The 22,259-nt window shown below is 72.2% G+C and carries 26 protein-coding genes and 1 riboswitch; of the genes, 13 read left to right on the top strand and 13 right to left on the bottom strand.

All coding sequences use genetic code 11. The features are described from left to right. The first annotated feature begins 177 nt into the window (after positions 1-177). The 5 genes from AFM16_RS24255 (at position 178) to AFM16_RS24235 (ending at position 4,407) form a co-directional block, all read left to right on the top strand. A complete protein-coding gene (locus tag AFM16_RS24255) occupies positions 178-783 on the top strand; it encodes a 2-oxo-4-hydroxy-4-carboxy-5-ureidoimidazoline decarboxylase (protein WP_078634598.1) in 606 nt (201 codons plus the stop codon). Between the two features lie 220 nt (positions 784-1,003). Next, the gene (gene sdhC, locus AFM16_RS24250) at positions 1,004-1,384 is read left to right on the top strand and encodes a succinate dehydrogenase, cytochrome b556 subunit (RefSeq protein ID WP_078634597.1); all 381 of its coding nucleotides are present in this window, start codon (positions 1,004-1,006) and stop codon (positions 1,382-1,384) included. Between the two features lie 5 nt (positions 1,385-1,389). Then, the gene (locus AFM16_RS24245) at positions 1,390-1,872 is read left to right on the top strand and encodes a succinate dehydrogenase hydrophobic membrane anchor subunit (protein ID WP_030787872.1); all 483 of its coding nucleotides are present in this window, start codon (positions 1,390-1,392) and stop codon (positions 1,870-1,872) included. Between the two features lie 19 nt (positions 1,873-1,891). Further along, on the top strand, positions 1,892-3,646 hold the full coding sequence (gene sdhA / locus AFM16_RS24240) for a succinate dehydrogenase flavoprotein subunit (protein ID WP_030787875.1): 1,755 nt from the start codon (positions 1,892-1,894) through the stop codon (positions 3,644-3,646). Further along, positions 3,646-4,407, top strand: coding sequence for a succinate dehydrogenase iron-sulfur subunit (locus AFM16_RS24235; RefSeq protein ID WP_030787878.1), 762 nt, complete (start codon positions 3,646-3,648; stop codon positions 4,405-4,407). Before sdhA ends, AFM16_RS24235 begins: the two co-directional genes overlap by 1 nt. Positions 4,408-4,552: 145 nt before the next feature. Here the strand turns inward: AFM16_RS24235 and AFM16_RS24230 are convergent, their stop codons facing one another. The 3 genes from AFM16_RS24230 to AFM16_RS24220 form a co-directional block, all read right to left on the bottom strand. After that, entirely contained in the window at positions 4,553-4,816 is a 264-nt protein-coding gene (locus tag AFM16_RS24230) for a TM2 domain-containing protein (RefSeq protein WP_030787881.1), read from the bottom strand. Between the two features lie 216 nt (positions 4,817-5,032). Beyond that, positions 5,033-5,452, bottom strand: a complete 420-nt coding sequence (locus AFM16_RS24225; RefSeq protein WP_078634596.1) for a DUF2752 domain-containing protein — start codon at positions 5,450-5,452, stop codon at positions 5,033-5,035. Next, complete coding sequence (locus tag AFM16_RS24220) at positions 5,445-5,945, bottom strand: TM2 domain-containing protein (protein ID WP_078634595.1); 501 nt, start codon at positions 5,943-5,945, stop codon at positions 5,445-5,447. Before AFM16_RS24220 ends, AFM16_RS24225 begins: the two co-directional genes overlap by 8 nt. Before the next feature lie 141 nt (positions 5,946-6,086). On the opposite strand from AFM16_RS24220, the gene AFM16_RS24215 reads away from it, so the two are divergent. The 4 genes from AFM16_RS24215 (at position 6,087) to AFM16_RS24200 (ending at position 8,327) form a co-directional block, all read left to right on the top strand. After that, the gene (locus AFM16_RS24215) at positions 6,087-6,497 is read left to right on the top strand and encodes a VOC family protein (RefSeq protein ID WP_030787889.1); all 411 of its coding nucleotides are present in this window, start codon (positions 6,087-6,089) and stop codon (positions 6,495-6,497) included. A gap of 93 nt (positions 6,498-6,590) precedes the next feature. Next, positions 6,591-7,010: a hypothetical protein gene (locus AFM16_RS24210; RefSeq protein WP_030787892.1), complete on the top strand. Its 420-nt coding sequence runs from the start codon at positions 6,591-6,593 to the stop codon at positions 7,008-7,010. After that, the gene (locus tag AFM16_RS24205; RefSeq protein WP_078634594.1) at positions 7,007-7,534 is read left to right on the top strand and encodes a thiol-disulfide oxidoreductase DCC family protein; all 528 of its coding nucleotides are present in this window, start codon (positions 7,007-7,009) and stop codon (positions 7,532-7,534) included. Before AFM16_RS24210 ends, AFM16_RS24205 begins: the two co-directional genes overlap by 4 nt. Before the next feature lie 10 nt (positions 7,535-7,544). Beyond that, entirely contained in the window at positions 7,545-8,327 is a 783-nt protein-coding gene (locus AFM16_RS24200; RefSeq protein WP_030787898.1) for a TetR/AcrR family transcriptional regulator, read from the top strand. Here AFM16_RS24200 and AFM16_RS24195 read toward each other — a convergent pair whose 3' ends face one another. Next, positions 8,328-9,605, bottom strand: coding sequence for a metallophosphoesterase (locus tag AFM16_RS24195; RefSeq protein ID WP_078634593.1), 1,278 nt, complete (start codon positions 9,603-9,605; stop codon positions 8,328-8,330). Between the two features lie 3 nt (positions 9,606-9,608). Next, a complete protein-coding gene (locus AFM16_RS24190; protein ID WP_030787906.1) occupies positions 9,609-9,848 on the bottom strand; it encodes an SCO4848 family membrane protein in 240 nt (79 codons plus the stop codon). Positions 9,849-9,939: 91 nt separating this feature from the next. On the opposite strand from AFM16_RS24190, the gene AFM16_RS24185 reads away from it, so the two are divergent. Next, a complete protein-coding gene (locus AFM16_RS24185) occupies positions 9,940-11,244 on the top strand; it encodes a D-alanyl-D-alanine carboxypeptidase family protein (protein ID WP_245177784.1) in 1,305 nt (434 codons plus the stop codon). Here the strand turns inward: AFM16_RS24185 and AFM16_RS24180 are convergent. From AFM16_RS24180 to AFM16_RS24165, 4 genes are read right to left on the bottom strand one after another with little or no spacing between them, the layout of a single operon-like run. After that, the gene (locus tag AFM16_RS24180; protein WP_030787912.1) at positions 11,198-12,127 is read right to left on the bottom strand and encodes a YihY/virulence factor BrkB family protein; all 930 of its coding nucleotides are present in this window, start codon (positions 12,125-12,127) and stop codon (positions 11,198-11,200) included. The genes AFM16_RS24185 and AFM16_RS24180 overlap by 47 nt on opposite strands. Further along, positions 12,115-12,552, bottom strand: a complete 438-nt coding sequence (locus tag AFM16_RS24175) for a GtrA family protein (RefSeq protein WP_078634591.1) — start codon at positions 12,550-12,552, stop codon at positions 12,115-12,117. Before AFM16_RS24175 ends, AFM16_RS24180 begins: the two co-directional genes overlap by 13 nt. Then, positions 12,546-13,550: a decaprenyl-phosphate phosphoribosyltransferase gene (locus AFM16_RS24170; RefSeq protein WP_107419142.1), complete on the bottom strand. Its 1,005-nt coding sequence runs from the start codon at positions 13,548-13,550 to the stop codon at positions 12,546-12,548. Before AFM16_RS24170 ends, AFM16_RS24175 begins: the two co-directional genes overlap by 7 nt. Continuing rightward, entirely contained in the window at positions 13,547-14,095 is a 549-nt protein-coding gene (locus tag AFM16_RS24165; protein ID WP_078634590.1) for a phosphatase PAP2 family protein, read from the bottom strand. The genes AFM16_RS24170 and AFM16_RS24165 overlap by 4 nt, the downstream gene beginning before the upstream one ends. 132 nt (positions 14,096-14,227) lie before the next feature. Between AFM16_RS24165 and dprE1 the strand changes: the two genes are divergently transcribed. Together dprE1 and dprE2 are read left to right on the top strand one after the other, a co-directional pair. Further along, positions 14,228-15,583, top strand: coding sequence for a decaprenylphosphoryl-beta-D-ribose oxidase (dprE1, locus tag AFM16_RS24160; protein WP_078634589.1), 1,356 nt, complete (start codon positions 14,228-14,230; stop codon positions 15,581-15,583). Between the two features lie 8 nt (positions 15,584-15,591). Then, positions 15,592-16,347, top strand: coding sequence for a decaprenylphospho-beta-D-erythro-pentofuranosid-2-ulose 2-reductase (gene dprE2, locus AFM16_RS24155; protein ID WP_030787936.1), 756 nt, complete (start codon positions 15,592-15,594; stop codon positions 16,345-16,347). 13 nt (positions 16,348-16,360) lie between these two features. On the opposite strand, the gene AFM16_RS24150 is transcribed toward dprE2, so the two are convergent. The 3 genes from AFM16_RS24150 to AFM16_RS24140 all read right to left on the bottom strand — a co-directional run bounded on the left by AFM16_RS24150 (position 16,361) and on the right by AFM16_RS24140 (position 19,726). Further along, the gene (locus AFM16_RS24150) at positions 16,361-16,939 is read right to left on the bottom strand and encodes a 2'-5' RNA ligase family protein (RefSeq protein WP_030787940.1); all 579 of its coding nucleotides are present in this window, start codon (positions 16,937-16,939) and stop codon (positions 16,361-16,363) included. A gap of 186 nt (positions 16,940-17,125) precedes the next feature. Further along, positions 17,126-18,139 carry a tryptophan--tRNA ligase gene (trpS, locus tag AFM16_RS24145; RefSeq protein WP_030787943.1) on the bottom strand — a complete coding sequence of 338 codons (1,014 nt, stop codon included), beginning with the start codon at positions 18,137-18,139 and terminating at the stop codon, positions 17,126-17,128. Between the two features lie 120 nt (positions 18,140-18,259). Then, complete coding sequence (locus AFM16_RS24140) at positions 18,260-19,726, bottom strand: glycine hydroxymethyltransferase (protein WP_078637075.1); 1,467 nt, start codon at positions 19,724-19,726, stop codon at positions 18,260-18,262. 44 nt (positions 19,727-19,770) lie between these two features. Further along, positions 19,771-19,860, bottom strand: a riboswitch (ZMP/ZTP riboswitch). A 56-nt stretch (positions 19,861-19,916) separates the two neighbouring features. On the opposite strand from AFM16_RS24140, the gene AFM16_RS24135 reads away from it, so the two are divergent. After that, positions 19,917-20,747, top strand: coding sequence for a DMT family transporter (locus AFM16_RS24135; RefSeq protein WP_078634588.1), 831 nt, complete (start codon positions 19,917-19,919; stop codon positions 20,745-20,747). 75 nt (positions 20,748-20,822) lie between these two features. On the opposite strand, the gene pdxR is transcribed toward AFM16_RS24135, so the two are convergent. Next, positions 20,823-22,238 carry a MocR-like pyridoxine biosynthesis transcription factor PdxR gene (pdxR, locus tag AFM16_RS24130; RefSeq protein WP_078634587.1) on the bottom strand — a complete coding sequence of 472 codons (1,416 nt, stop codon included), beginning with the start codon at positions 22,236-22,238 and terminating at the stop codon, positions 20,823-20,825. Positions 22,239-22,259: the final 21 nt, after the last annotated feature.

The raw sequence follows: 22,259 nt of genomic DNA, 5'->3' as shown, positions 1-22,259 counted from the left end.
CTCGACGGGGTGGGGCGCGCCGGGGAAGCCCGCGGGGAGCTGTCCGGGAGGGGGACGTCCACGACACGTTCCGAAACTCTCTCGTTCGAGTGAAATTCGGGCATGCGTCGGACACATGCTGACCACTCTCGATAACGTGTCGACACACCTTTCACCGCATCCCCTGCCACCCCTCACGTGACGCGAGGATCCACGCTGTCTGCGCATCCCCTTTCCCGTTCCACCGGCCGGCTTGCCATACCGGCGCAGACCCGGACCTCCCCGGCCTCCCTGCCGGAGCTGCCGGAGCTGCTGGACGGCTTCAACGCCCTCCCGGCCGACGAGGCGACCCACCGTCTCCTCGGCTGTCTGCGCAACCTCCGCTGGGCCCGCCGGATCGCCGACCACCGCCCGTACCCGACGGTGGAGGCGCTGTTCGCCGCGTCCGACGAGGCGGCGTACGACCTGACCTCCGCGGATCTGGCGGAGGCGCTGGCGGGCGAGACGCTCCCGCCGCTGCCGGACGACGCCTACGAGGCGGCGCACATGGCGCTCGGCGCGGCCCACGCGGCCTACGAGGCCCGCTTCGGGCACGCGTTCGTGATCTATCTCGGCGACATCCCCGCCCGCGAGGCCCTCGACCGCACCCTCGAGGCCATCCGGTCACGATTGACGAACGATCCCGACGACGAACGGATCATCGCCTGGGAGGAGCTGCGGCGACTGGCCCGACAGCGCCTGCTGACCCTCCTCGCGGACACCGGGCCGCGACCTGACGGCCGCCACCCCCGCCATGGGGCGTGACCAGCCACGACGGACCCGCACTCGGGGTGTATCGGCGCAAACCCTCCCGGAAGCCGCGCCACTCACCCATACGCGTGCCACTTTGATCACACCGGTAGGCCCGACGTAAGCCCGGTGCCAGCGCGTCGCTACGATGCTGGGGGCCGGTGGACCGTACCCGGCCGGGCCCGTCCGACGCCGAAGCCGGCAGGCCCCAATCCCGCTTTCGGAGGGTTCTTCCGTGCCGGCTGGAACGCTGTACCGCGGCCGGGAAGGAATGTGGTCCTGGGTGGCTCACCGAGTCACCGGCGTCCTCATCTTCTTCTTCCTGTTCGTTCACGTCCTGGACACCGCACTCGTCCGTGTCTCCCCCGAGGACTACGACAAGGTCGTGGCCACGTACAAGACGCCGATCGTCGCGCTGCTGGAGTACGGCCTCGTCGCCGCCATCCTCTTCCACGCGCTCAACGGCCTGCGTGTCATCGCCGTCGACTTCTGGTCGCAGGGCCCCCGCTACCAGAAGCAGATGCTCTGGGGTGCCGTAGGTCTCTGGCTGGTGCTGATGCTCGGGGCGATCTACCCCGTCCTCGGCCACGCCGCTCGTGAAGTGTTCGGGAGCTGACACCGATGGCCACCACTGAAACCACCGCGTCCGGGATCGGCCCCGTCGAGGGCGGCCCGGTCTACGGCGTCGACAACCCGGCGCCCGTCATCGAGGCCCCGCGCCAGCGCACCAAGAAGACCCCGCGCACCACGCGCGGCAACTTCGAGATGGCCGCCTGGCTCTTCATGCGGCTGTCCGGCGTCCTGCTGGTCGTCCTGGTCATCACGCACCTGCTGATCCAGCTCGTGCTGGACGGCGGCGTCTCCAAGATCGGCTTCGCCTTCGTGGCCGGCCGCTGGGCGTCCCCGTTCTGGCAGGTCTGGGACCTGCTGATGCTGTGGCTGGCGATGCTGCACGGCGCCAACGGCCTGCGCACGGTCATCAACGACTACGCGGAGCGCGCGAACACCCGGCTGTGGCTCAAGGGCCTGCTCTACACCGCCACGGTGTTCACCATCCTGCTGGGCACGCTGGTGATCTTCACCTTCGACCCGAACATCCGCTAGGCACGGGGCTGCGAGAATCATGAAGATCCACAAGTACGACACCGTCATCGTCGGCGCCGGCGGCGCGGGCATGCGCGCGGCCATCGAGTCGACGAAGCGCAGCCGCACCGCGGTGCTGACCAAGCTGTACCCCACCCGCTCCCACACGGGCGCCGCGCAGGGCGGCATGGCCGCCGCGCTCGCCAACGTGGAGGAGGACAACTGGGAGTGGCACACCTTCGACACGGTCAAGGGCGGTGACTACCTGGTCGACCAGGACGCCGCCGAGATCCTGGCGAAGGAGGCCATCGACGCCGTCCTCGACCTGGAGAAGATGGGCCTGCCGTTCAACCGGACCCCGAACGGCACCATCGACCAGCGCCGCTTCGGCGGTCACAGCCGCAACCACGGCGAGGCCCCGGTCCGCCGGTCCTGCTACGCGGCCGACCGCACCGGCCACATGATCCTCCAGACGCTGTACCAGAACTGCGTGAAGGAGGGCGTGGAGTTCTTCAACGAGTTCTACGTCCTCGACCAGCTCATCACCGAGGTCGACGGCGTCAAGAAGTCCTCCGGTGTGGTCGCCTACGAGCTGGCCACCGGCGAGATCCACGTCTTCCAGGCGAAGGCCGTGATCTACGCGTCCGGCGGCACCGGCAAGTTCTTCAAGGTGACCTCCAACGCGCACACCCTGACCGGTGACGGCCAGGCCGCCTGCTACCGGCGCGGTCTGCCGCTGGAGGACATGGAGTTCTTCCAGTTCCACCCGACCGGCATCTGGCGCATGGGCATCCTGCTGACGGAGGGCGCCCGCGGTGAGGGCGGCATCCTGCGCAACAAGGACGGCGAGCGCTTCATGGAGAAGTACGCGCCGGTCATGAAGGACCTCGCGTCCCGTGACGTCGTCTCGCGCTCCATCTACACGGAGATCCGTGAGGGCCGCGGCTGCGGTCCCGAGGGCGACCACGTCTACCTCGACCTCACCCACCTGCCGCCGGAGCAGCTCGACGCCAAGCTCCCGGACATCACCGAGTTCGCGCGGACCTACCTCGGCATCGAGCCCTACACGGACCCGATCCCGATCCAGCCCACCGCGCACTACGCCATGGGCGGCATCCCGACCAACGTCGAGGGTGAGGTCCTGGCGGACAACTCCACCGTCGTCCCGGGCCTGTACGCGGCCGGCGAGGTCGCCTGCGTGTCGGTGCACGGCGCCAACCGCCTCGGCACCAACTCGCTCCTGGACATCAACGTGTTCGGCCGCCGGGCCGGTATCGCGGCGGCGGAGTACAGCCAGCGGGCCGACTACGTGGAGCTGCCGGAGAACCCGGCGCAGTTCGTCGTCGACCAGGTGGAGCGGCTGCGCAACTCCACCGGCACCGAGCGGGTGGCGACGCTGCGCAAGGAGCTCCAGGAGACCATGGACGCCAACGTCATGGTGTTCCGCACCGAGCAGACGATCAAGACGGCGGTCGAGAAGATCGCCGAGCTGCGCGAGCGCTATCTGAACGTCTCGATCCAGGACAAGGGCCGGCGGTTCAACACCGACCTGCTGGAGGCCATCGAGCTGGGCAACCTGCTCGACCTGGCCGAGGTCATGGCGGTCTCCGCCCTGGCGCGCAAGGAGTCCCGCGGCGGTCACTACCGCGAGGACTACCCCAACCGCGACGACGTCAACTTCATGCGCCACACCATGGCGTACCGCGAGGTGGGCGACGACGGCAGCGAGACTGTCCGTCTCGACTACAAGCCGGTCGTCCAGACCCGCTACCAGCCGATGGAGCGTAAGTACTGATGGCAACCCCCGTTCTGGACAAGGTCGAGGCGGAGGCCGCGGCCTCCCCGTACATCACCGTCACCTTCCGCGTCCGCCGCTTCAACCCCGAGGTGTCGGCCGACGCGACGTGGGAGGACTTCCAGCTCGAACTGGACCCCAAGGAGCGCGTCCTCGACGGTCTCCACAAGATCAAGTGGGACATGGACGGCACGCTGACGTTCCGCCGCTCCTGCGCCCACGGGATCTGCGGTTCGGACGCGATGCGGATCAACGGCAAGAACCGCCTCGCGTGCAAGACGCTGATCAAGGACATCAACCCCGAGAAGCCGATCACGGTCGAGCCCATCAAGGGCCTGACGGTCCTGAAGGACCTGGTCGTCGACATGGAGCCGTTCTTCCAGGCGTACCGGGACGTCATGCCGTTCCTCATCACCAAGGAGACGAACGAGCCCACGCGCGAGCGTCTCCAGACCGCCGAGGACCGCGAGCGCTTCGACGACACCACCAAGTGCATCCTGTGCGCCGCGTGCACGTCGTCCTGCCCGGTCTTCTGGAACGACGGGCAGTACTTCGGCCCGGCCGCGATCGTCAACGCGCACCGCTTCATCTTCGACAGCCGTGACGAGGCGGGCGAGCAGCGCCTGGAGATCCTCAACGACCGCGACGGCGTCTGGCGCTGCCGCACGACCTTCAACTGCACGGACGCCTGCCCGCGCGGCATCGAGGTCACGAAGGCCATCCAGGAGGTGAAGCGAGCGCTGATCACGCGCCGCTTCTGAGTTCTTCCCGGTACCCCTCGGAGGGCCCCGTTTCCTCACGGAAGCGGGGCCCTCCGGCGTGCGAGGCGCGTCGACGACGCCTCACCCAGCACTTCGCCCCGCCGATCGGTGATCGGCGGGGCGAAGGGGTTGCCACCCGGGGAGGTCAGCCGCGGAGGATGCGGCCTTCCTTGTCGGTGCGGTCGTTGCTGGTGAGGAACAGGATGCCGTCGATCAGGGCCCAGAAGCCGAGGCCGCCGCAGGTGAGGAGCTGGGCGACGCCCACGCCGACGGAGCCGACGTAGAAGCGTCCGATGCCCAGGGTGCCCAGGAAGAGCTGGAGGATACCGGCGACGATCTTGGACTTGTCGGAGTACGGGCGGCCCAGCGGGTCGACGCCGTAGGGGGCCTGCGGGGTGGGGACGGTCATGGCTACTGCTCCTGTGCTGCATGTCGGAACGGGGAGTCCAGGAGGGACGTGGTGACGTCGCGAAAACGCGCGTCGACCCATGTCCGCCGCTGCCGACCGACGCCCTCGCACAGCTCCGCCGTGCCAGGACATCCCCCCTGTGACTGGTGAGCCTAGGTAAAGCAGAGGGAAAAAAGGGAGGGGAGATGATCCATTGTTCCTGATCCGTGATCAAAATCAGCCAACAACGTTCCTCAGCACCGTCCATGCCACCGCGATCCCGAGGACGACGGCCACTCCCCTCGTCCCCAGACGCGGCCGCCAGACGCGCCCGCGCAGCCCCTCCCACGCCCAGCGGGCCAACAGCGCGAGGGCGAACGGCGAGGCGAGCAGCAGGACCCGGTTGTCCAGCCACGCCTGGGCGAAGTGACCGTGCATCAGGTCGTACACCATGCGGGTGCCGCCGCAGGCGGGGCAGAGCAGACCGGTGACCAGCCGGAACGGGCACCGCGGGAGCCAGTGCCCGGACGCGTGCGGGTCGGTGGCGTACAGATACGCGGAGCCGGCCGCACCCGCGGCGAGCACCGCGAGGGGGGCCGCCGCCGGGTGCCGCAGGACGGCCGGGCACCTCACGGAGAGGCGCCCGGCGTCAGCCACGCAGGACCCGCCCGTCGCTGTCGGTCGTGCTGTCGCTGACCAGCATCATGATGCCGTCGATCAGCGCCCAGATGCCGAGGCCGCCGCAGGTGAAGAGCTGGGCGAGGCCGATGCCGACATGGCCGATGTAGAAGCGGCCGACGCCGAGGGTGCCCAGGGTGAGCTGGAGCACGCCCGCGACGACCTTCGACTTGTCGGAGTAGGGACGGCCCAGCGGGTCGTACCCGTAGGGGGCCTGGGGGTCGCCGGTGAAGGTGCCGGGGGGTACGTAGCCGTAACCGGGCTGTCCGTAACCGGGCTGGCCGTAGCCGGGGTACGGCGGCTGGCCGGGCTGGGGATACCCGTAGGGGCCGGGGTAGCCGGGCTGGGTCGCGTCCTGCGGGCCCCCGCCGGGGTAGCCGTAGCCGGGCTGGGGCTGAGGCTGCGGTCCCTGGGGCTGAGGTCCCTGGGAGTGCGGGTCCTGGGGCTGGGGCTGCTGTGGCGTTTCGGACAAGGCGAGTTCCCCCGAAGTCTGTCGATCGGATCATCCATAGGTGAGATGGGCGCATGCCATCTTGCAGCAGAAATCCCGCCACGCGCAGACCGGGGTGCCCTTGACCTGTTTTCCGGGCCCCCGCGCCTAATATCTGACGGCATGTCAGACGATCTTTCGTACGAGCTGCTCGGTTTCGACAATGTGGTGCTGCCCGTCGGGGACCTCGGGGAGGCCGTCGGGTTCTACGAGCGGGCCGGGTTCGCGGTGGCGTTCCATTTCGACGAGGCCGGGATCGCGCTGCTGAGGGTGGGGGGCGAGACCCCGGGGATCCTGCTCAGACACGAGGACGGGATGGGACACCGGCCGCCGCCCTGGCCGTCGCCGCGGGTGTGGCTGGAGGTGCCGGACGCGCGCGTGGCGGCACGACGGCTGGCCGAGGCGGGCATCGCGCCGCTCGACGCGCCGTTCTCGGTGGCGACGGGCTGGACGGTCGAGGTCGCCGACCCGTGGGGCAACGTCGTCGGGTTCACGGACTACACGAAACGGCCGGAGTTGGGCCGCCGGCCGTGACGCAGGTCCCATGACCCCCAGTTGAACACGTTCAAAAGCAGCGCTACAGTCATCCCTGTCAGCGTTTTGAACGCGTTCGAAAAGGTGGGGAACATGGACCGCACGGTCATCGCCTACGTCATCTACCTGGTCGTCAGCATCGCGCTGACGATCTGGGTCGCGCGCACCCTCAGCCGCAACGGCCGGGTCTTCCTGGCCGATGTGCTCCAGGGCAACGAGAAGCTCGCCGACGCCGTCAACCACCTCCTGGTGGTCGGCTTCTACCTCGTCAACCTCGGCTTCGTCGCCCTCTATCTGAGCGGCGACGACACCATCAAGGACACCCGCGGCGTCTTCGAGGCCCTCTCGACCAAGCTGGGTGTGGTGCTGCTGGTGCTCGGCGTGATGCACCTGGGCAATGTGTACGTGCTCAACCGGATCCGGCGGCGCGGGGTCATGGAGCGGGAGCAGATCCCGCCGGTCGCCCCGCAGGGCTGGGCCGCGCCGTCGGCAGCCCCGTCGGCCGGGGCGTGAGCACCGTGGCCGCCCGACCGCGGGCCACGCCGGACCGGGGCGCCGCGCGCGTCCCGGTCCGCCGGCTCACCGTCCTCTACGACGCCGGCTGCGAGCTGTGCGTCTTCGTGCGGGACTGGCTGAACCGCCAGCCGCAGCTCGTGCCGCTGGACCTGGTCCCGGCCGGCTCCGACCGGGCCCGGGCCCGCTTCCCCGGCCTGGACCACCGCGCCACGCTGGAGGAGATCACCGTCGTCGGTGACGCGGGCCAGGTCTACCGGGGCGCGGCCGCCTGGATCGTCACCCTGTGGGCGCTGCGCGCGCACCGCCCGCTGGCCCACCGGCTGAGCACCCCCGCCGGGGCGAAGCTGGCCAAGGGCGCGGTGCTCGCGGCCGCCAAGTGGCGCGGGGCGTACGGCGGGGCGCGGGCCGCGGGGTGGGGCGGGCGCTCGTACCGCGCCGCGGACGGCTGGTCCTACGACCCGCGCGCGGGCTGGACGTACACCCCGCCCGCCTGTGCCGACGGGTCCTGCTCCACTGGTTAGGCTCTCGTCCGTGTCCGCCAACAACTCCGCCGACCACGACGGCCCCGCCGAGGCCGCTCCCCCGCCCCCGGCCGGGCCCTCCGAGGCGTCGCCCGCGTCCAAGTCGGAACAGACCCGCGCCCTGATCCTGGAGACGGCCATGCGGCTGTTCCAGGAGCGCGGCTACGACAAGACGACGATGCGGGCCATCGCCAAGGAGGCGGGCGTCTCCGTGGGGAACGCCTACTACTACTTCGCCGGCAAGGAATGGCTGATCCAGGGGTTCTACGACCGTCTCGCCGCCGAACACCGCGAGGCGGTCCGGGACATCCTGGCGCGGGAGACCAGCCTGGAGGCACGCATGGCGGGCGTGCTGCGCACCTGGCTGGACGTGGCGAAGCCGTACCACGAGTTCGCCGTGCAGTTCTTCAAGAACGCCGCCGACCCGGACAGCCCGCTCAGCCCCTTCTCGGCGGAGTCGGAGCACGCGCGCGAGGAGGCGATCGCCGTCCACCGGGAGGTGCTCGCCGGTTCCAAGGCGAAGGTGCCGGAGGAACTGCGGGAGGTGCTCCCCGAGTTGATGTGGCTCGCCCAGATGGGCCTGGTCATGTACTGGATCTACGACCGCACGGAGGACCGCGAACGCAGCTACCGCCTCGCCGGCCGCGGCGCCCGCCTCACCGCCCGAGGCGTCTCCCTGGCCCGCTTCCGCGTCCTGCGCCCCCTGGTCCTGGAGATCCACGAACTCTTCACCGACTTCCTCCCCGGCATGACCAACGCCCTGCCGGACCCGGCCACGCCGAAGAAGAAGTAGTCACGCCCGCCGGGAGGCCAGTTCGATCACCGTGATGTCGGACGGGGCGCCCACGCGGGTCGGTGGGCCCCAGGCGCCGGCGCCTCGGGTGACGTAGAGCTGGGTGTCGCCGTGGCGTTCCAGACCGGCCAGGGTGGGGTTCGCGGCCGCCGCGAACAGGTTGCCGGGCCAGAGCTGGCCGCCGTGGGTGTGGCCGGAGAGCTGGAGGTCGACGCCGTGGCGTACCGCGTCGTGGATCTGGACGGGCTGGTGGGCGAGGAGCACGCACGCGCGTGCCGGGTCCCGGTCGCCGAGCGCGCGGGTGAAGTCGGGGCCGAGGCCCTCGCTCTCGCCCGCGATGTCGTTGACCCCGGCGAGGTCGAACCAGGGCAGCTCCGTGCGGGCGTTCTCCAGGGGGAGCAGGCCGAGGCGCCGTACCTCCTCGACCCACTGCTCGGCGCCGGAGAAGTACTCGTGGTTGCCGGTGACGAAGTAGCTGCCGTGCCGTGCCTTCAGCCCGGCGAGCGGGGCGGCGGCCGGGCCGAGGTCCTTCACACTGCCGTCGACCAGGTCACCGACGACCGCGATCAGGTCGGGCTGGGTGGCGTTGATCGTGTCGACGACCTTCTGCGCGAAGCCCCGGCCGAGCACCGGCCCGAGGTGGATGTCGCTGACGACGGCGATCCGGTAGCCGTGGGCGGCGCGCGGGAGCTTGGCCAGCGGGACGGTGACCCGCTTGACGCCCGGGCCGCGCAGGACGCCGTAGGTGCCGTAGCCGACCGTGCCGACGGCCGCCGCGGCCGCCGCGCCGCCGACCACCCGGGAGACGAACAGCCGACGGGAGGGGGCGGGAGCGGGCGGCGGGTCCTGTGCCTGCCCCTTCGCCGCCTCCCCCTTCGCCGGCTCCGGCTTCGCCTTCGCGGGGACCGGGACCGGCTCGCGCTCCGGTACGGCGGCCGGCTCGGCGGCGCGGGCCGCCCGCCGTTCCAGCACGCGCCGCAGCACGGGCCGTACCGCCTCGCCCACGACCACGCCGAGCAGCAGGTAGATGGAGAGGGCCAGCCACAGGAAGCCGGGCCAGGCCAGCGTGCGCTGGAGCCAGAACGGCGCGCCCGCGCGCTCGGCGACCAGCGCGCCGATCGCCAGGGCCCAGCCGCCGCCGATCAGCACGGCGCCGCCGCGCCGCACGGGTCCCGGGCGGGCGGTGGTGTCGCGGAACAGCCGTCGCCACAGGTACCAGTTGGCCGCGACCAGGACGGCGAGGGCGAGCAGGACGAAGAGGACGACGAGAAGTGCCATCGGCTATGACGCTCCCCGCAGTGCGCGCAGACCACGCAACCCGATGACCCCGACGACCGTCCCCAATACGAAGGAGACGACGGCCAGCGTCAGATGGACCCAGAAGTACGCCGTGGGGTCGCCGTCGTCGAACGCGAGCCCGCTGCTGTCCTTGACCAGGTTTTTGACGAAAGTGACCCAGATGATCCAGCTCCACACCCCGAAGGCGAGCAGGAACCAGGAGAGGGGGCGGCTGAGCTTCATGACCTCAGTATCGCGGCCCCGTGTCCGGTTCCACGACGGGGGTGGGGAGGGCGGTGGGACTTCCCGCCCGGGGCCAGGTACGTTCTCCGTCGTGCCCGCACCCATCATGCAGACCGTCAGGCGATCCCTGCTGGTCACCTCCGCGACCCTCGCGTCCCTCGCGCTGACCGCGCCCGTCTCGCTCGCCGCGCCGAGCCCCTCCCCGTCGGGCTCCCCGTCCGCGACTCCCCCGGCGACGATGTCGACGGTCGGCGGGGTCCGGCTCGGGCAGCCGGGCACCCAGGTGGCGCTGGCCGGTGACGCGCCGGTGGTGCCGAAGGGCATCACCGCGCGGTCGTGGATCGTCGCCGACGCCGAGTCCGGGGACGTGCTGGCCGCGCACAACGCGCACTGGCGGCTGCCTCCGGCGAGCACGATGAAGATGCTGTTCGCCGACACCGTGCTGCCGAAGTTCCCCAAGAGCACCGCGCACAAGGTGCTGCCGGCCGACCTGGAGGGCATCGGCTCCGGGTCCAGCATGGTCGGCATAAAGGAGAACGAGACCTACACCGTCCACGATCTGTGGCTCGGCGTCTTCCTGCGCTCGGGCAACGACGCCGTGCACGTGCTGTCGGCCATGAACGGCGGCGTGGCCAACACCGTCGCCGAGATGAACGAGCACGCCGAGGAGCTCCAGGCCCTCGACACGAACGTGGTCTCCCCCGACGGCTACGACGCCTCGGGCCAGGTCTCCTCGGCCTACGACCTGACGCTGATCGCCCGCTCCGGGCTCCAGAAGAAGGACTTCCGGGAGTACTGCTCGACCGTCTCGGCCAAGTTCCCCGGCGAGACGAAGAAGAACAAGAAGGGCAAGCGGGTCCGCGGCTCCTTCGAGATCCAGAACACCAACCGGCTGCTGAGCGGCGACTACGACATCTCGCAGTACCCGGGCATCGCCGGGGTGAAGAACGGCAACACCACCAACGCGGGCGCCACCTTCACCGGGGTCGCCGAGCGGGACGGCCGGGTGCTGCTGGTCACGGTGATGAACCCGGAGAAGTCCGACCACAACGAGGTCTACAAGGAGACCGCCAAGCTCTTCGACTGGGGCTTCGCGGCGGCCGGCAAGGTGACGCCGGTCGGTGAACTGGTCGCGCCGAAGGGCACCGAGCAGGCCGGAAAGGCCGGCGCCAACCCGTCGGCCTCCGCCACGCCGGGCACGTCCGGCGAGGCGGGCGGCGGCGCCGCGAAGGCGGGCGACAAGCCGGTGGCGGCCGGGGCCGTCGCCGAGGACGGCTCCCGGGGCATGTGGACCGCGCTGGCGATCACCGGCGGGGTGCTGGTGCTGCTCGCGGCCGGGGCGTTCCTGGTCAACCGGCGCTGGCCGCTGCCGGATCTGGTCCGCCGCCGTCGCTGACGCCGTCCTCGTCGGCCCCGTCGGGGCCGGGCTCGCCGGCGCTGCCCGTCGCCGTCCACGAGGAGCTGTACAGGAGCAGCTTGCAGGTGAAGTTGATCCACAGCAGCAGGGCGATGGGCACGCCGAACGCGCCGTACATGCTCTTCGCGGCGACACCCTGGATGTAGCCGCTGAGCAGCAGCTTGAGCAGTTCGAAGCCGATCGCGCCGATCAGCGCGGCGACGATCAGGCGGCGGCGCGGCGGTTCGACGCCGGGCAGCAGGGTGAGGACGTAGAGCAGGACCAGGAAGTCGGCGAGGACGGCGATGGTGAAGGCGACGATCCGCAGCAGGATGCCGCCCCAGCCGCCGTCGTCGATCCCGGCCTCCTTGATGAGCCGGCCGACCAGCGCGGAGGCGAGCGTGGAGATCGCGATGGTGGCGAGGACGGCGCCGCCGAGGCCGAGCAGGATGCCCGCGTCCTTGGCCTTGGCCAGGACGACGTTCTCCTCCTTGTCGGGCAGCTCCCACACCGCGCGCAGACACTCCCGCATCTGGCTGACCCAGCCCATGCCGGTGAACAGCAGCAGGGCGCCGGCGATGAGACCGACCGTGCCGGCGTTCTGGACCAGGCTGTTGATGTCGAGCTGGTCGCCGATGCCGGGGAACTGGTCCTCGATCTTGTCCTGGAGGTCGTCCTGCTGGGACTTGTTCAGGGTCGCGGCGGCGATCGCGGCGGCGAGGGTCAGCAGCGGGAACAGCGCGATGAAACTGATGAACGTCATCGCGGCGGCCAGCCGCGTCCACTTCACCCGGTCCAGCCGCTCGTACGACCGCCAGGCGTGTGTGGTCATCAGGCGCGCGATGTACGGCCCGACGACGGGAAGCTTCTTCAGCCAGTCCATGATCCCACTCTGCCCTGCTCGCGGCCGATGACGCGGAAGACAAGAGTGCGTGTACCCCAGAAGCGCAGGACAGTCGCCAGCGCCATCCCGATCCCGGCGCCGGAGACGGTGTCGGCGCGCTGCGAGGTGAGCCCGAGGCCGTAGTGGCTGACGGTGAGGCAGAGCAGTTGGACGAGGGCGCCCGCGACGTTCACCGCGAAGAACACGGCGTACGGGCGCAGGCCCCGCACGCGCGCGTGCCGGTAGGTGCCGAGCGCGTTGCCGAGGTAGGCGACCGTGCAGCCGGCCAGGAAGGACAGGGTCTTCGCGGTGAGCGGGTCGTGGCCGGCCGGGCCGCGCAGCCAGGTGAACAGGGCGAGGTCGACGGCGTAGGCGAGCAGGCCGACGGCGGCGAAGCCCAGGAGTTCACGCCGGCCGGCTACCAATTGGCCACCGCCAGGCCGTACATGGCGAGCCAGGCGACGCCGATGAGGGCGAGGGCGCGGTCGCCGAGGACGACCTCCTCGGGCTCTCCCGCGGTGCCGCGGTCGGCGAAGACGGCGTAGCGCAGGACGGCCAGGATGAAGGCGACCATGGACAGTTGGCGCCAGGGCAGCACGCTGGTGTGCGGGACGCCGCCCTCCTCCAGCGCCCAAAGGCAGTAGCCGAGCACGGCGACCCCGGCGGCGAGCTGCCAGACGAAGCGCAGATAGCCGGTGGTGTACTCGGTGAGCAGGGCGCGGGTGGCGCCGGCCGCGCCGGCCATCTGGACGGCCTCGGAGTAGCGCTTGGCCGCGACCATGAACAGCGCGCCGAAGCCGGTGGTGATCAGGAACCAGCGGGACAGCGGGATGCCGAGGGCGAGCCCGCCGACGACGGCCCGCATCAGGAAGCCGGTGGTGACGACGACGAGGTCGACGACCAGGACGTGCTTGAGGCTGACGCAGTACGCCAGTTGCATGCCGAGGTAGGCGGTCAGGAGCGCGGCGACGGCCGGGGTGGTGAGCCAGGCCGCGGCGGTGGGCGCGAGGACGGCGAGGCCGCCGCCGACGGCGTAGGCGACGGGGACGGGGACCTGTCCGGCGGCGACCGGGCGGCGCCGTTTGGTGGGGTGGGCGCGGTCGGCGTCGGCGTCGCGGGCGTCGTTGATCAGGTAGACGGCGGCCGCGCAGGCGGTGAACAGGGCGAAGACCAGGGCGAGTTCGGTGAGGGCGGGCCAGGAGAAGAGCCGTCCGGCGGCCGCGGGGGCGGCGACGACGAGGATGTTCTTGACCCACTGTTTGGGGCGGGCGGTGCGCAGCAGTCCGCCGAGGAGACCGCCGGTGCGGCGGGGCGGGCCGCCGCCGTCGCGGGCCGGTGCGGGCAGCCGGCCGCCGGTGCGCGGGGCGGGCGGGGCGGCCTCGGCGGGGCGGGCGGTGCCGGTCAGGTGGGCGGCCTCGGTCATGAGCGCGCGCCTCCTCGTACGCCCCGCGTGTCCGGTACGGTCCGCGCGCCGTCCTTCAGCCAGCGCGCCCCAAGGCGCGCCGTGAGGGCCCCGAGGGCCGCGCCCGCCGCCACGTCCGAGGGGTAGTGGACGCCGACGACCAGCCGGGACAGGCACATCGCGGCGGCCAGCGGGCGGGCGGCCCGTACGCCCAGCGCGCCGAAGGCGACGGCGGCGGCCGCGGCGGAGGTCGCGTGCGAGCTGGGGAAGGAGTGCCGTCCGGCGGTGCGCACCAGGGGCTCGACATGGGTGGGGCGCGGTCGGCGCACGATCCGTTTCACGCCCATGCTGGCGATGTGCGCGCCGGCGGTGAGCGCGGTGGCGCGCAGCCAGGCGCGGCGCCGGCCGCCGTCCACGGCGGCGCCCGTGAGCCCCGCCGCGAGCCAGAGCGCGCCGTGCTCGCCCGCCCAGGACAGGGCGCGCGCGGCGCCCGCCACGCGCGGGTCGGCGCCCCGGGCGCGCAGCGCCGAGAGGATGCGGTGGTCCAGGTGGTCCGTGTGGTCCATGGAGATTCACTGTTCACGGGGATCGCATCAGAACACCGGCAATATTGAGCGACATCCCATTAATCACCCATTTCGGGGAGTGCGGGAGGTTTCAAAACCAAACGCACATAACAGGGCGATACGGTCACCGTCATGTCAGCCGAGACCGAGACCGTTTCCGTCACGGGATGGGGCCGTACCGCTCCCTCCACCGCCCGTCTGATCCGCCCCAGGACGTACGAGGAGGCCGTGGCCGCCGTCCGGGACTGCGGGGTCCGCGGCGGCATCCCCAGGGGCCTGGGACGGGCGTACGGGGACGCGGCGCAGAACGCGGGCGGGGCCGTGTTCGACATGACGGGCCTGGACCGGATCCACGCGATCGACGCCGACGGCGGGACCGTGCTGTGCGGCGCGGGCGTCTCCCTGCACTCGCTGATGCGGGTGCTGCTGCCGCTCGGCTGGTTCGTGCCGGTGACCCCCGGGACGAGGTACGTCACGGTCGGCGGGGCGATCGGCGCCGACATCCACGGCAAGAACCACCATGTGTGCGGCTCCTTCGCCCGCCATGTGCTGTCCTTCGAACTGCTCACCGCCGACGGCACGATCCGCACCGTCGCCCAGGACTCCCCGCTGTTCGAGGCCACCGCCGGGGGCATGGGCCTGACCGGGATGATCCTCACGGCCACCGTGCGGCTCCAGCCGGTCGAGACCTCCCTGATGTCGGTCGACACCGAACGCGCCGCCGATCTCGACGACCTGATGGCCCGGCTGACCGCCACCGACCACCGCTACCGCTACTCGGTCGCCTGGATCGACCTCCTCGCGCGCGGGGCGGCCACCGGGCGCGCGGTGCTCACCCGCGGCGACCACGCGCCCCTCGACGCGCTGCCCGCGCGCACCCGCCGGGACCCGCTGGCCTTCCGCCCCTCCCGGCTGCCGTCGGCGCCCGCCGCCGTCCCCGAGGGGCTGCTCACCCGCCGGACCGTGGGCCTGTTCAACGAACTCTGGTACCGCAGGGCGCCCCGCGCGCGGACCGGCGAACTCCAGCGGCTCTCCGCCTTCTTCCACCCCCTGGACGGCGTCCCGCACTGGAACCGCGTCTACGGCAGGGCCGGGTTCGTGCAGTACCAGTTCGTCGTCGGACACGGGCAGGAGGACGCGCTGCGCCGGATCGTGGGCCGGATCTCCGAGCGCCGCTGCCCGTCCTTCCTCGCCGTCCTCAAGCGGTTCGGGGCGGCCGACCCCGGCTGGCTCTCCTTCCCCCGGCCCGGCTGGACCCTCGCCCTGGACATCCCGGCCGGGCTGCCCGGACTCGGCGCCTTCCTCGACGAACTCGACGAGGAGGTGGCCGCCGCCGGCGGGCGGGTCTACCTCGCCAAGGACTCCCGGCTGCGGCCGGACCTGCTCACCGCGATGTACCCGCGCGCCGACGACTTCCGCGCGCTGCGCGCGGAGCTGGACCCGCGCGGCGTGTTCACCTCCGATCTGTCCCGGCGCCTCAACCTCTAGGAGCTGTCGTGAAGGACGCCTTCGGCATCCCCCAGTCCCTGCTCGTCCTCGGCGGCACGTCCGAGATCGCGCTCGCCACCGCGCGCCGGCTGATCGCCCGCCGCACCCGCACGGTCTGGCTGGCCGGCCGCCCGTCGGCCGACCTGGAGTCGGCCGCCGCCGAGCTGCGCGCGCTCGGGGCGGACGTGCGCACGGTCGCCTTCGACGCGCTCGACCCCGACTCCCACGAGGTGGTCCTCGGCAAGGTGTTCGCGGAGGGGGACGTCGACGTCGTGCTGCTCGCCTTCGGGATCCTCGGCGACCAGGCGCACGACGAACGCGACCCGGCGGCCGCGGTGCGGGTCGCCCGCACCAACTACACCGGGGCGGTCTCGGCGGGCCTGGTGAGCGCCCGCGCGCTCCAGGCGCAGGGCCACGGCTCGCTGGTCGTGCTCTCCTCCGTCGCCGGGGAGCGGGCCCGCCGCTCGAACTTCATCTACGGCTCCAGCAAGGCGGGCCTCGACGCGTTCGCCCAGGGTCTGGGGGACGCGCTGCACGGCACCGGCGTGCACGTCATGGTCGTACGGCCCGGGTTCGTGCGGACGCGGATGACGGCCGGGCTCGACGAACCGCCGCTGGCCACCACGCCCGAGGCGGTCGCGACCGCGGTCGAGCTGGGGCTGCGGCGGCGCTCGGAGACGGTGTGGGTGCCCGGCCTGCTGCGGGTGGTGATGTCGGCGCTGCGGCACGTCCCGCGCGGGGTGTTCCGGCGCCTGCCGATCTAGACGACGGGCGCTCTCAGCGGGTCGGCAGGGTGCCCCGGTCGACGCGGGCGGCCTGCGGGGGGACGACCGATCCGCCGAACGGGAACTCGCGCAGTTGGCGCCAGACGCCGTCCGTGCCCTGCTCGTGCAGGGCGAAGCCGGTGCAGGACCACTGCGCCTCGTACCCGGCCAGCTCCTCGAAGGCGCGGTCCATCGCCCGCTCGTCGATGCCGTGCGCGACGGTGACGTGCGGGTGGTACGGGAACTGCAGCTCGCGCACCAGGGGCCCGGAGGCGTCCCGGACCCGCTGCTGGAGCCAGGCGCACACCTCGGCGCCCTCGACGACCCGGACGTAGACCACCGGTGACACCGGCCGGAAGGTGCCCGTGCCGGACAGGCGCATCGGGAACGGCCGGCCGGCCGCGGCGACCTGCGCGAGATGCGCCTCGACGGCCGGAAGGGCGCCCGGCTCGATCTCGGTCGGCGGGAGCAGGGTGACGTGCGTGGGGATGCCGTGAGCCGCGGCGTCGCCGAAGCCCGTGCGCCGCTCCTGGAGCAGGCTGCCGTGGGGCTCCGGGACCGCGATCGACACGCCGATCGTTACGGTCCCCACGTCGTCTCCTGTCGTCATGTCCGCCCGGCGTGTCCGCCGGGTGTGTCTGCCGGGTTCGTACTCAGTCGTACGGCTATCGACTGTACGGCCACCGCTGTCCTGTGGGCAGGCGCAAGGGAAGTGATGTGCAGCGCTCTGCCACGAGGAACGTGTGTGCGGTGCGCCGTCGGTGCTTCCGAGCGCCGCTCAGTGCTTCGCGGGGAGGAAGCCGACCCGCTCGTACGACCGCGCCAGCGTCTCCGCGGCGACGGCCCGCGCCTTCTCCGCGCCCTTGGCCAGGATCGAGTCCAGCGTCTCCGGGTCGTCCAGGTACTGCTGGGTGCGGTCCCGGAACGGGGTCACGAAGTCGACGACGACATCCGCGAGGTCCGTCTTGAGGGCGCCGTAGAGCTTGCCCTCGTACTGCCGCTCCAGCTCCGGGACCGGGGTGCCGGTCAGCGTGGAGTAGACGGTGAGGAGGTTGCTGACGCCGGGCTTGTTCTCGGGGTCGAAGCGGACGACCGTGTCGGTGTCGGTGACCGCGCTCCTGACCTTCTTCGCGGTGGCCTTCGGGTCGTCGAGCAGGTTGATGAGGCCCTTCGGCGTGGACGCCGACTTGCTCATCTTGATCGCCGGGTCCTGGAGGTCGTAGATCTTCGCCGTCTCCTTGAGGATGTACGGCTTCGGGATCGTGAAGGTCTGGCCGAAGCGGCCGTTGAAGCGCTCGGCGAGGTCGCGGGTCAGCTCGATGTGCTGGCGCTGGTCCTCGCCGACCGGGACCTCGTTGGCCTGGTAGAGCAGGATGTCCGCGACCTGGAGGATCGGGTACGTGAACAGGCCGACGGAGGCGCGGTCGGCGCCCTGCTTGGCCGACTTGTCCTTGAACTGCGTCATCCGGCTGGCCTCGCCGAAGCCGGTGAGGCAGTTCATGATCCAGGCGAGCTGGGCGTGCTCGGGGACATGGCTCTGGACGAAGAGCGTGCAGCGCTCGGGGTCGAGACCGGCGGCCAGGAGCTGGGCGGCGGCCAGCCGGGTGTTGGCCGTCAGCTCCTTCGGGTCCTGCGGGACCGTGATCGCGTGCAGGTCGACGACCATGTAGAACGCGTCGTGCGACTCCTGGAGGGCCACCCACTGGCGCACGGCGCCGAGGTAGTTGCCGAGGTGGAACGAGCCTGCGGTGGGCTGGATTCCGGAGAGCACGCGAGGTCGATCAGAGGCCATGCCCCCCATTGTCTCAGAGAGCTCGAGGGGGTTCGGAGCGTGGGGAACTGCGGGTCGGTCGGGGTTGCCCGCGCAGTTCCCCGCGCCCCTGACGGGGCGCTGCTCCCTGGCCGGTGCTGATCAGCCCAGGTCGATCTCCGGGTACAGCGGGAAGGCCGCGACCAGGTCCGTCGCCCGGGTGGAGATCTCGTCCGCGATCTTCGCGTCCAGGACGTGGGCGGCCTTCGAGGGGGCACCCGACTTCGTCGTGCCCGGCTCGGTGGTGGTGAGGACGCGGTCGATCAGGGCGGCGACCTCGTCCATCTCCGCCGTGCCGAGACCGCGGGTGGTCAGGGCCGGGGTGCCGATGCGGATGCCGGAGGTGTACCAGGCGCCGTTCGGGTCGGCGGGGATGGCGTTGCGGTTGGTGACGATCCCGGAGTCGAGGAGCGCGGCCTCGGCCTGGCGGCCGGTGAGGCCGTAGGAGGCCGCCACGTCGATCAGGTTGAGGTGGTTGTCGGTGCCGCCGGTGACCAGGGTGGCGCCCCGGCTGGTCAGGCCCTCGGCCAGCGCGCGGGAGTTGTCGACGATCCGCCGGGCGTAGTCCTGGAAGGCGGGCTGCCGGGCCTCGGCGAGGGCGACGGCCTTGGCGGCCATCACGTGCGGCAGGGGGCCGCCGAGGACCATCGGGCAGCCGCGGTCGACCTGGTCCTTGAGGGAGTCGTCGCACAGCACCATGCCGCCGCGCGGGCCGCGCAGCGACTTGTGGGTGGTGGTCGTGACGATCTGGGCGTGCGGGACCGGGTCGAAGTCGCCGGTGAGCACCTTGCCCGCGACCAGGCCCGCGAAGTGCGCCATGTCGACCATGAGGGTCGCGCCGACCTCGTCGGCGATCTCGCGCATGATCCGGAAGTTCACCAGACGGGGGTACGCGGAGTAGCCGGCGACGATGATCAGCGGCTTGAAGTCACGGGCGGAGGCGCGCAGGGCGTCGTAGTCGATGAGGCCGGTCGCCGGGTCGGTGCCGTAGGAGCGCTGGTCGAACATCTTGCCGCTGATGTTCGGGCGGAAGCCGTGGGTGAGGTGGCCGCCGGCGTCCAGGGACATGCCGAGCATGCGCTGGTTGCCGAACGCCTGGCGCAGCTCGGCCCAGTCGGCGTCGGTGAGGTCGTTGACCTGGCGGGCGCCGGCCTTCTCCAGGAACGGGACCTCGACGCGGGCGCCGAGGACCGCCCAGAAGGCGACGAGGTTGGCGTCGATGCCGGAGTGCGGCTGGACGTAGGCGTGCCGGGCGCCGAACAGCTCCTTGGCGTGCTCGGCGGCGAGGGACTCGACCGTGTCGACGTTGCGGCAGCCGGCGTAGAAGCGGCGGCCGATGGTGCCCTCGGCGTACTTGTCGCTGAACCAGTTGCCCATCGCGAGGAGGGTGGCCGGGGAGGCGTAGTTCTCGGAGGCGATCAGCTTGAGCATCTCGCGCTGGTCGGCGACCTCCTGGCCGATGGCGTCGGCGACGCGCGGCTCGACGGCGCGGATCACGTCGAGGGCCGCGCGGAAGGCGGTCGACTGGGTGGAGAGGTTCTCGGCGGGGCGGGACTGCTGCTCTGACATGGCGTCGGCCTCCGGTGGCGTGGGCGTCAAGCGGTCACGGTTCTCGGTCTGGCCCAGGCGCACGGCACTCGGTCACACACAGGCCGCTCCCCGATGGTCCGTCCCATCCCAGCGCGCCAGTCACGGCCCGGTCAGCAGCCTACCGCCCGGCCGGGGACTGTCGGCCTACAGTCCGTCTGTGGTGTTCGGAATGGTGTGCGCCCTCGGCGCTGCGGTGTGTTTCGGTACGGCGACGGTGTTGCAGGCGATGGCCGCGCGGGCCGCCTCCGGGGGCGGTGGCGGGGAGGCGGCGCTGCTGCTGAGGGCGCTGCGGCAGTGGCGGTATCTGGCGGGCCTGGGGCTGGACGGGCTCGGTTTCGTGTTCCAGATCCTCGCGCTGCGCTCCCTCGCGATCTACGCCGTGGGGGCGGCGCTGGCGTCGAGCCTCGCGGTGACGGCGGTGGTCGCGGCGCGGCTGCTGCGGGTCCGGCTGAGCCGGACGGAGTGGACGGCCGTCGGGGTGGTCTGCGCGGGCCTGGCGCTGCTGGGCCTCGCCGCGGGCCCGGAGGGCGACGAGACGGGGCCGGGGTGGCTGCCCTGGGCGATGCTCGGCACGGCGGCCGCGGTCCTGGCCCTGGGCCTGTCCGGGCGGTGGCTGCCGGAACGTGGGCGGTCACCGGTGCTGGGCCTGGGCGCGGGCTTCGGCTTCGGCGTGGTGGAGGTCGCGGTCCGCCTGATCGACACGCTGTCCCCCGGCCCCCTCCTGACCGACCCGTCCCTGTACGCACTCCTCCTCGGCGGCGGCGCGGCCTTCCTCTCCCTGACCTCGGCCCTGCAACGCGGCTCGGTGACGGCGGCGACGGCCGGCATGGTGATCGGCGAGACGGTCTGGCCGGCGGTGATCGGCGTGGTGTGGCTGGGCGACGGGACACGGGAGGGCTGGGCGTGGGTGGCGGTCCTGGGCTTCGCGGTGGCGGTGGCGGGGGCGCTGGCGCTGGCGCGGTTCGGGGAGGCGCCGGACGCCGGCGCCGGGCCGAGGTGAGGGGTGGCGGCGGCACGTGAAGGGCTGCGGCGCCGTCGTGGCCGGTCGCGCGGTTCCCCGCGCCCCTGGGGAGGTTCAGCCCAGGTCGGTCCCCGGGTCCGAGACCCCCAGGGCCGTGCACAGGGTGGTCAGGGTGGGGGTCCAGGCGTGGTCCGGTGGGGTGGCGTAGCCGATCACCAGGGCGTCCGGGGGTGTGTCGGTCGCGTCGGGGTGGTGGTGGCGGGGGGTCAGGGGGTCGAGGGCCAGGCCGAGGTGGGCGGCGGCGCGGATCACGTCGCGTTCGGTGCCGGGCGGGAGGCGCAGGACGGCGTGCAGGCCCGCCGCGATGCCGGTGACGCGGACCCAGGGGGCGCGCTCGGCCAGCACCGAGACGAGGGCGTCGCGGCGGCGCCGGTAGCGGAGGCGGGAGGCGCGCACGTGACGGTCGTGGGCGCCGGAGGTGATGAACTCCGCCAGGGTCAACTGGTCCAGGACCCCGCAGGTGTCCACCGCGCCCTTGGCGGCGGCGAGTTCGCGGGCCAGGCCGGGCGGGGCCACGATCCAGCCCAGACGCAGACCGGGGGCCAGGGACTTGCTGGCCGTGCCCAGGTACACCACGTGGTCGGGGTCCAGGCCCTGGAGCGCGCCCACGGGCCGGCGGTCGTAGCGGAACTCGCCGTCGTAGTCGTCCTCCAGGACCAGGCCGCCGGTGCGGCGCGCCCACTCCACGACGGCCGCGCGCCGGTCGTGGTGCAGCGCCACGCCCGTCGGGAACTGGTGCGCGGGGGTGAGCAGGACCGCGCCGCCGGGCGGCAACGCGGAGGGGTCCGTGCCGTGTTCGTCGAACGGCAGGGGGTCCGTGGGCAGCCCCGCCGTCTCCGCCAGCCGCCAGTGCGCGTCCAGGCCGTACGACTCGACGGCGAGGGTGCGTACCCCGCGCGCGCTCAGGACCGTGGCGAGGAGTTGCAGCGCGTGGGCGAAGCCGGCGCACACCACGACGCGTTCGGGGTCGGCGCGCACCCCGCGGACCCGGGCCAGATAGCCGGCGAGCGCGGCGCGCAGTTCGGGCCGGCCGCGCGGATCGCCGTAGCCGAGGGCGTCGTAGGGCGCGACGGCGAGCGCGCGGCGGGCGGCCCGCAGCCAGGCGGCGCGCGGGAAGGAGGCGAGGTCGGGGGAGCCGGCGCGCAGGTCGTGGCGCGGCCGGGCGCGGGCGGGCCGGCGCGGGGCCGCCCCGGCCGAGGGGACGACGGACCGGTCCGCCACCCGGGTGCCGGAGCCCTGCCGGGCGGTGAGCCAGCCCTCGGCGACGAGGTCGGAGTAGGCCGCGGCGACCGTGTTGCGGGCCAGCCCCAGGTCGGCGGCGAGGGAGCGGGAGGACGGCAGCCGGGTGCCGGGGGCGAGGCGCCCGCCGCGGACCGCCTCGCGCAGGGCGTCGGTGAGCCCCCGGCGCACCCCCGGGCCGGACGGTTCGAGATGCAGGTCGACCCCGAGAGTGGCCCACGTTTCCGTCATGGAAATGGACCATACCCGTGG

It is taken from the genome of Streptomyces antibioticus (assembly GCF_002019855.1).
GTDB classification, from domain to species: domain Bacteria; phylum Actinomycetota; class Actinomycetes; order Streptomycetales; family Streptomycetaceae; genus Streptomyces; species Streptomyces antibioticus_B.
This window is presented reverse-complemented; position numbering and strand designations above follow the sequence as displayed.

Bases quoted from the DNA above. Each gene is read 5' to 3' on its own strand.
- AFM16_RS24245 (WP_030787872.1), top strand. From the start codon at position 1,390: ATGGCCACCACTGAAACCACCGCGTCCGGGATCGGCCCCGTCGAGGGC.
- sdhA (WP_030787875.1), top strand. From the start codon at position 1,892: ATGAAGATCCACAAGTACGACACCGTCATCGTCGGCGCCGGCGGCGCG.
- AFM16_RS24235 (WP_030787878.1), top strand. From the start codon at position 3,646: ATGGCAACCCCCGTTCTGGACAAGGTCGAGGCGGAGGCCGCGGCCTCC.
- AFM16_RS24230 (WP_030787881.1), bottom strand. From the start codon at position 4,816: ATGACCGTCCCCACCCCGCAGGCCCCCTACGGCGTCGACCCGCTGGGC.
- AFM16_RS24215 (WP_030787889.1), top strand. From the start codon at position 6,087: ATGTCAGACGATCTTTCGTACGAGCTGCTCGGTTTCGACAATGTGGTG.
- AFM16_RS24210 (WP_030787892.1), top strand. From the start codon at position 6,591: ATGGACCGCACGGTCATCGCCTACGTCATCTACCTGGTCGTCAGCATC.
- AFM16_RS24195 (WP_078634593.1), bottom strand. From the start codon at position 9,605: ATGGCACTTCTCGTCGTCCTCTTCGTCCTGCTCGCCCTCGCCGTCCTG.
- AFM16_RS24190 (WP_030787906.1), bottom strand. From the start codon at position 9,848: ATGAAGCTCAGCCGCCCCCTCTCCTGGTTCCTGCTCGCCTTCGGGGTG.
- AFM16_RS24180 (WP_030787912.1), bottom strand. From the start codon at position 12,127: ATGGACTGGCTGAAGAAGCTTCCCGTCGTCGGGCCGTACATCGCGCGC.
- AFM16_RS24170 (WP_107419142.1), bottom strand. From the start codon at position 13,550: ATGACCGAGGCCGCCCACCTGACCGGCACCGCCCGCCCCGCCGAGGCC.
- AFM16_RS24165 (WP_078634590.1), bottom strand. From the start codon at position 14,095: ATGGACCACACGGACCACCTGGACCACCGCATCCTCTCGGCGCTGCGC.
- dprE1 (WP_078634589.1), top strand. From the start codon at position 14,228: ATGTCAGCCGAGACCGAGACCGTTTCCGTCACGGGATGGGGCCGTACC.
- trpS (WP_030787943.1), bottom strand. From the start codon at position 18,139: ATGGCCTCTGATCGACCTCGCGTGCTCTCCGGAATCCAGCCCACCGCA.
- AFM16_RS24140 (WP_078637075.1), bottom strand. From the start codon at position 19,726: ATGTCAGAGCAGCAGTCCCGCCCCGCCGAGAACCTCTCCACCCAGTCG.
- AFM16_RS24135 (WP_078634588.1), top strand. From the start codon at position 19,917: ATGGTGTGCGCCCTCGGCGCTGCGGTGTGTTTCGGTACGGCGACGGTG.
- pdxR (WP_078634587.1), bottom strand. From the start codon at position 22,238: ATGACGGAAACGTGGGCCACTCTCGGGGTCGACCTGCATCTCGAACCG.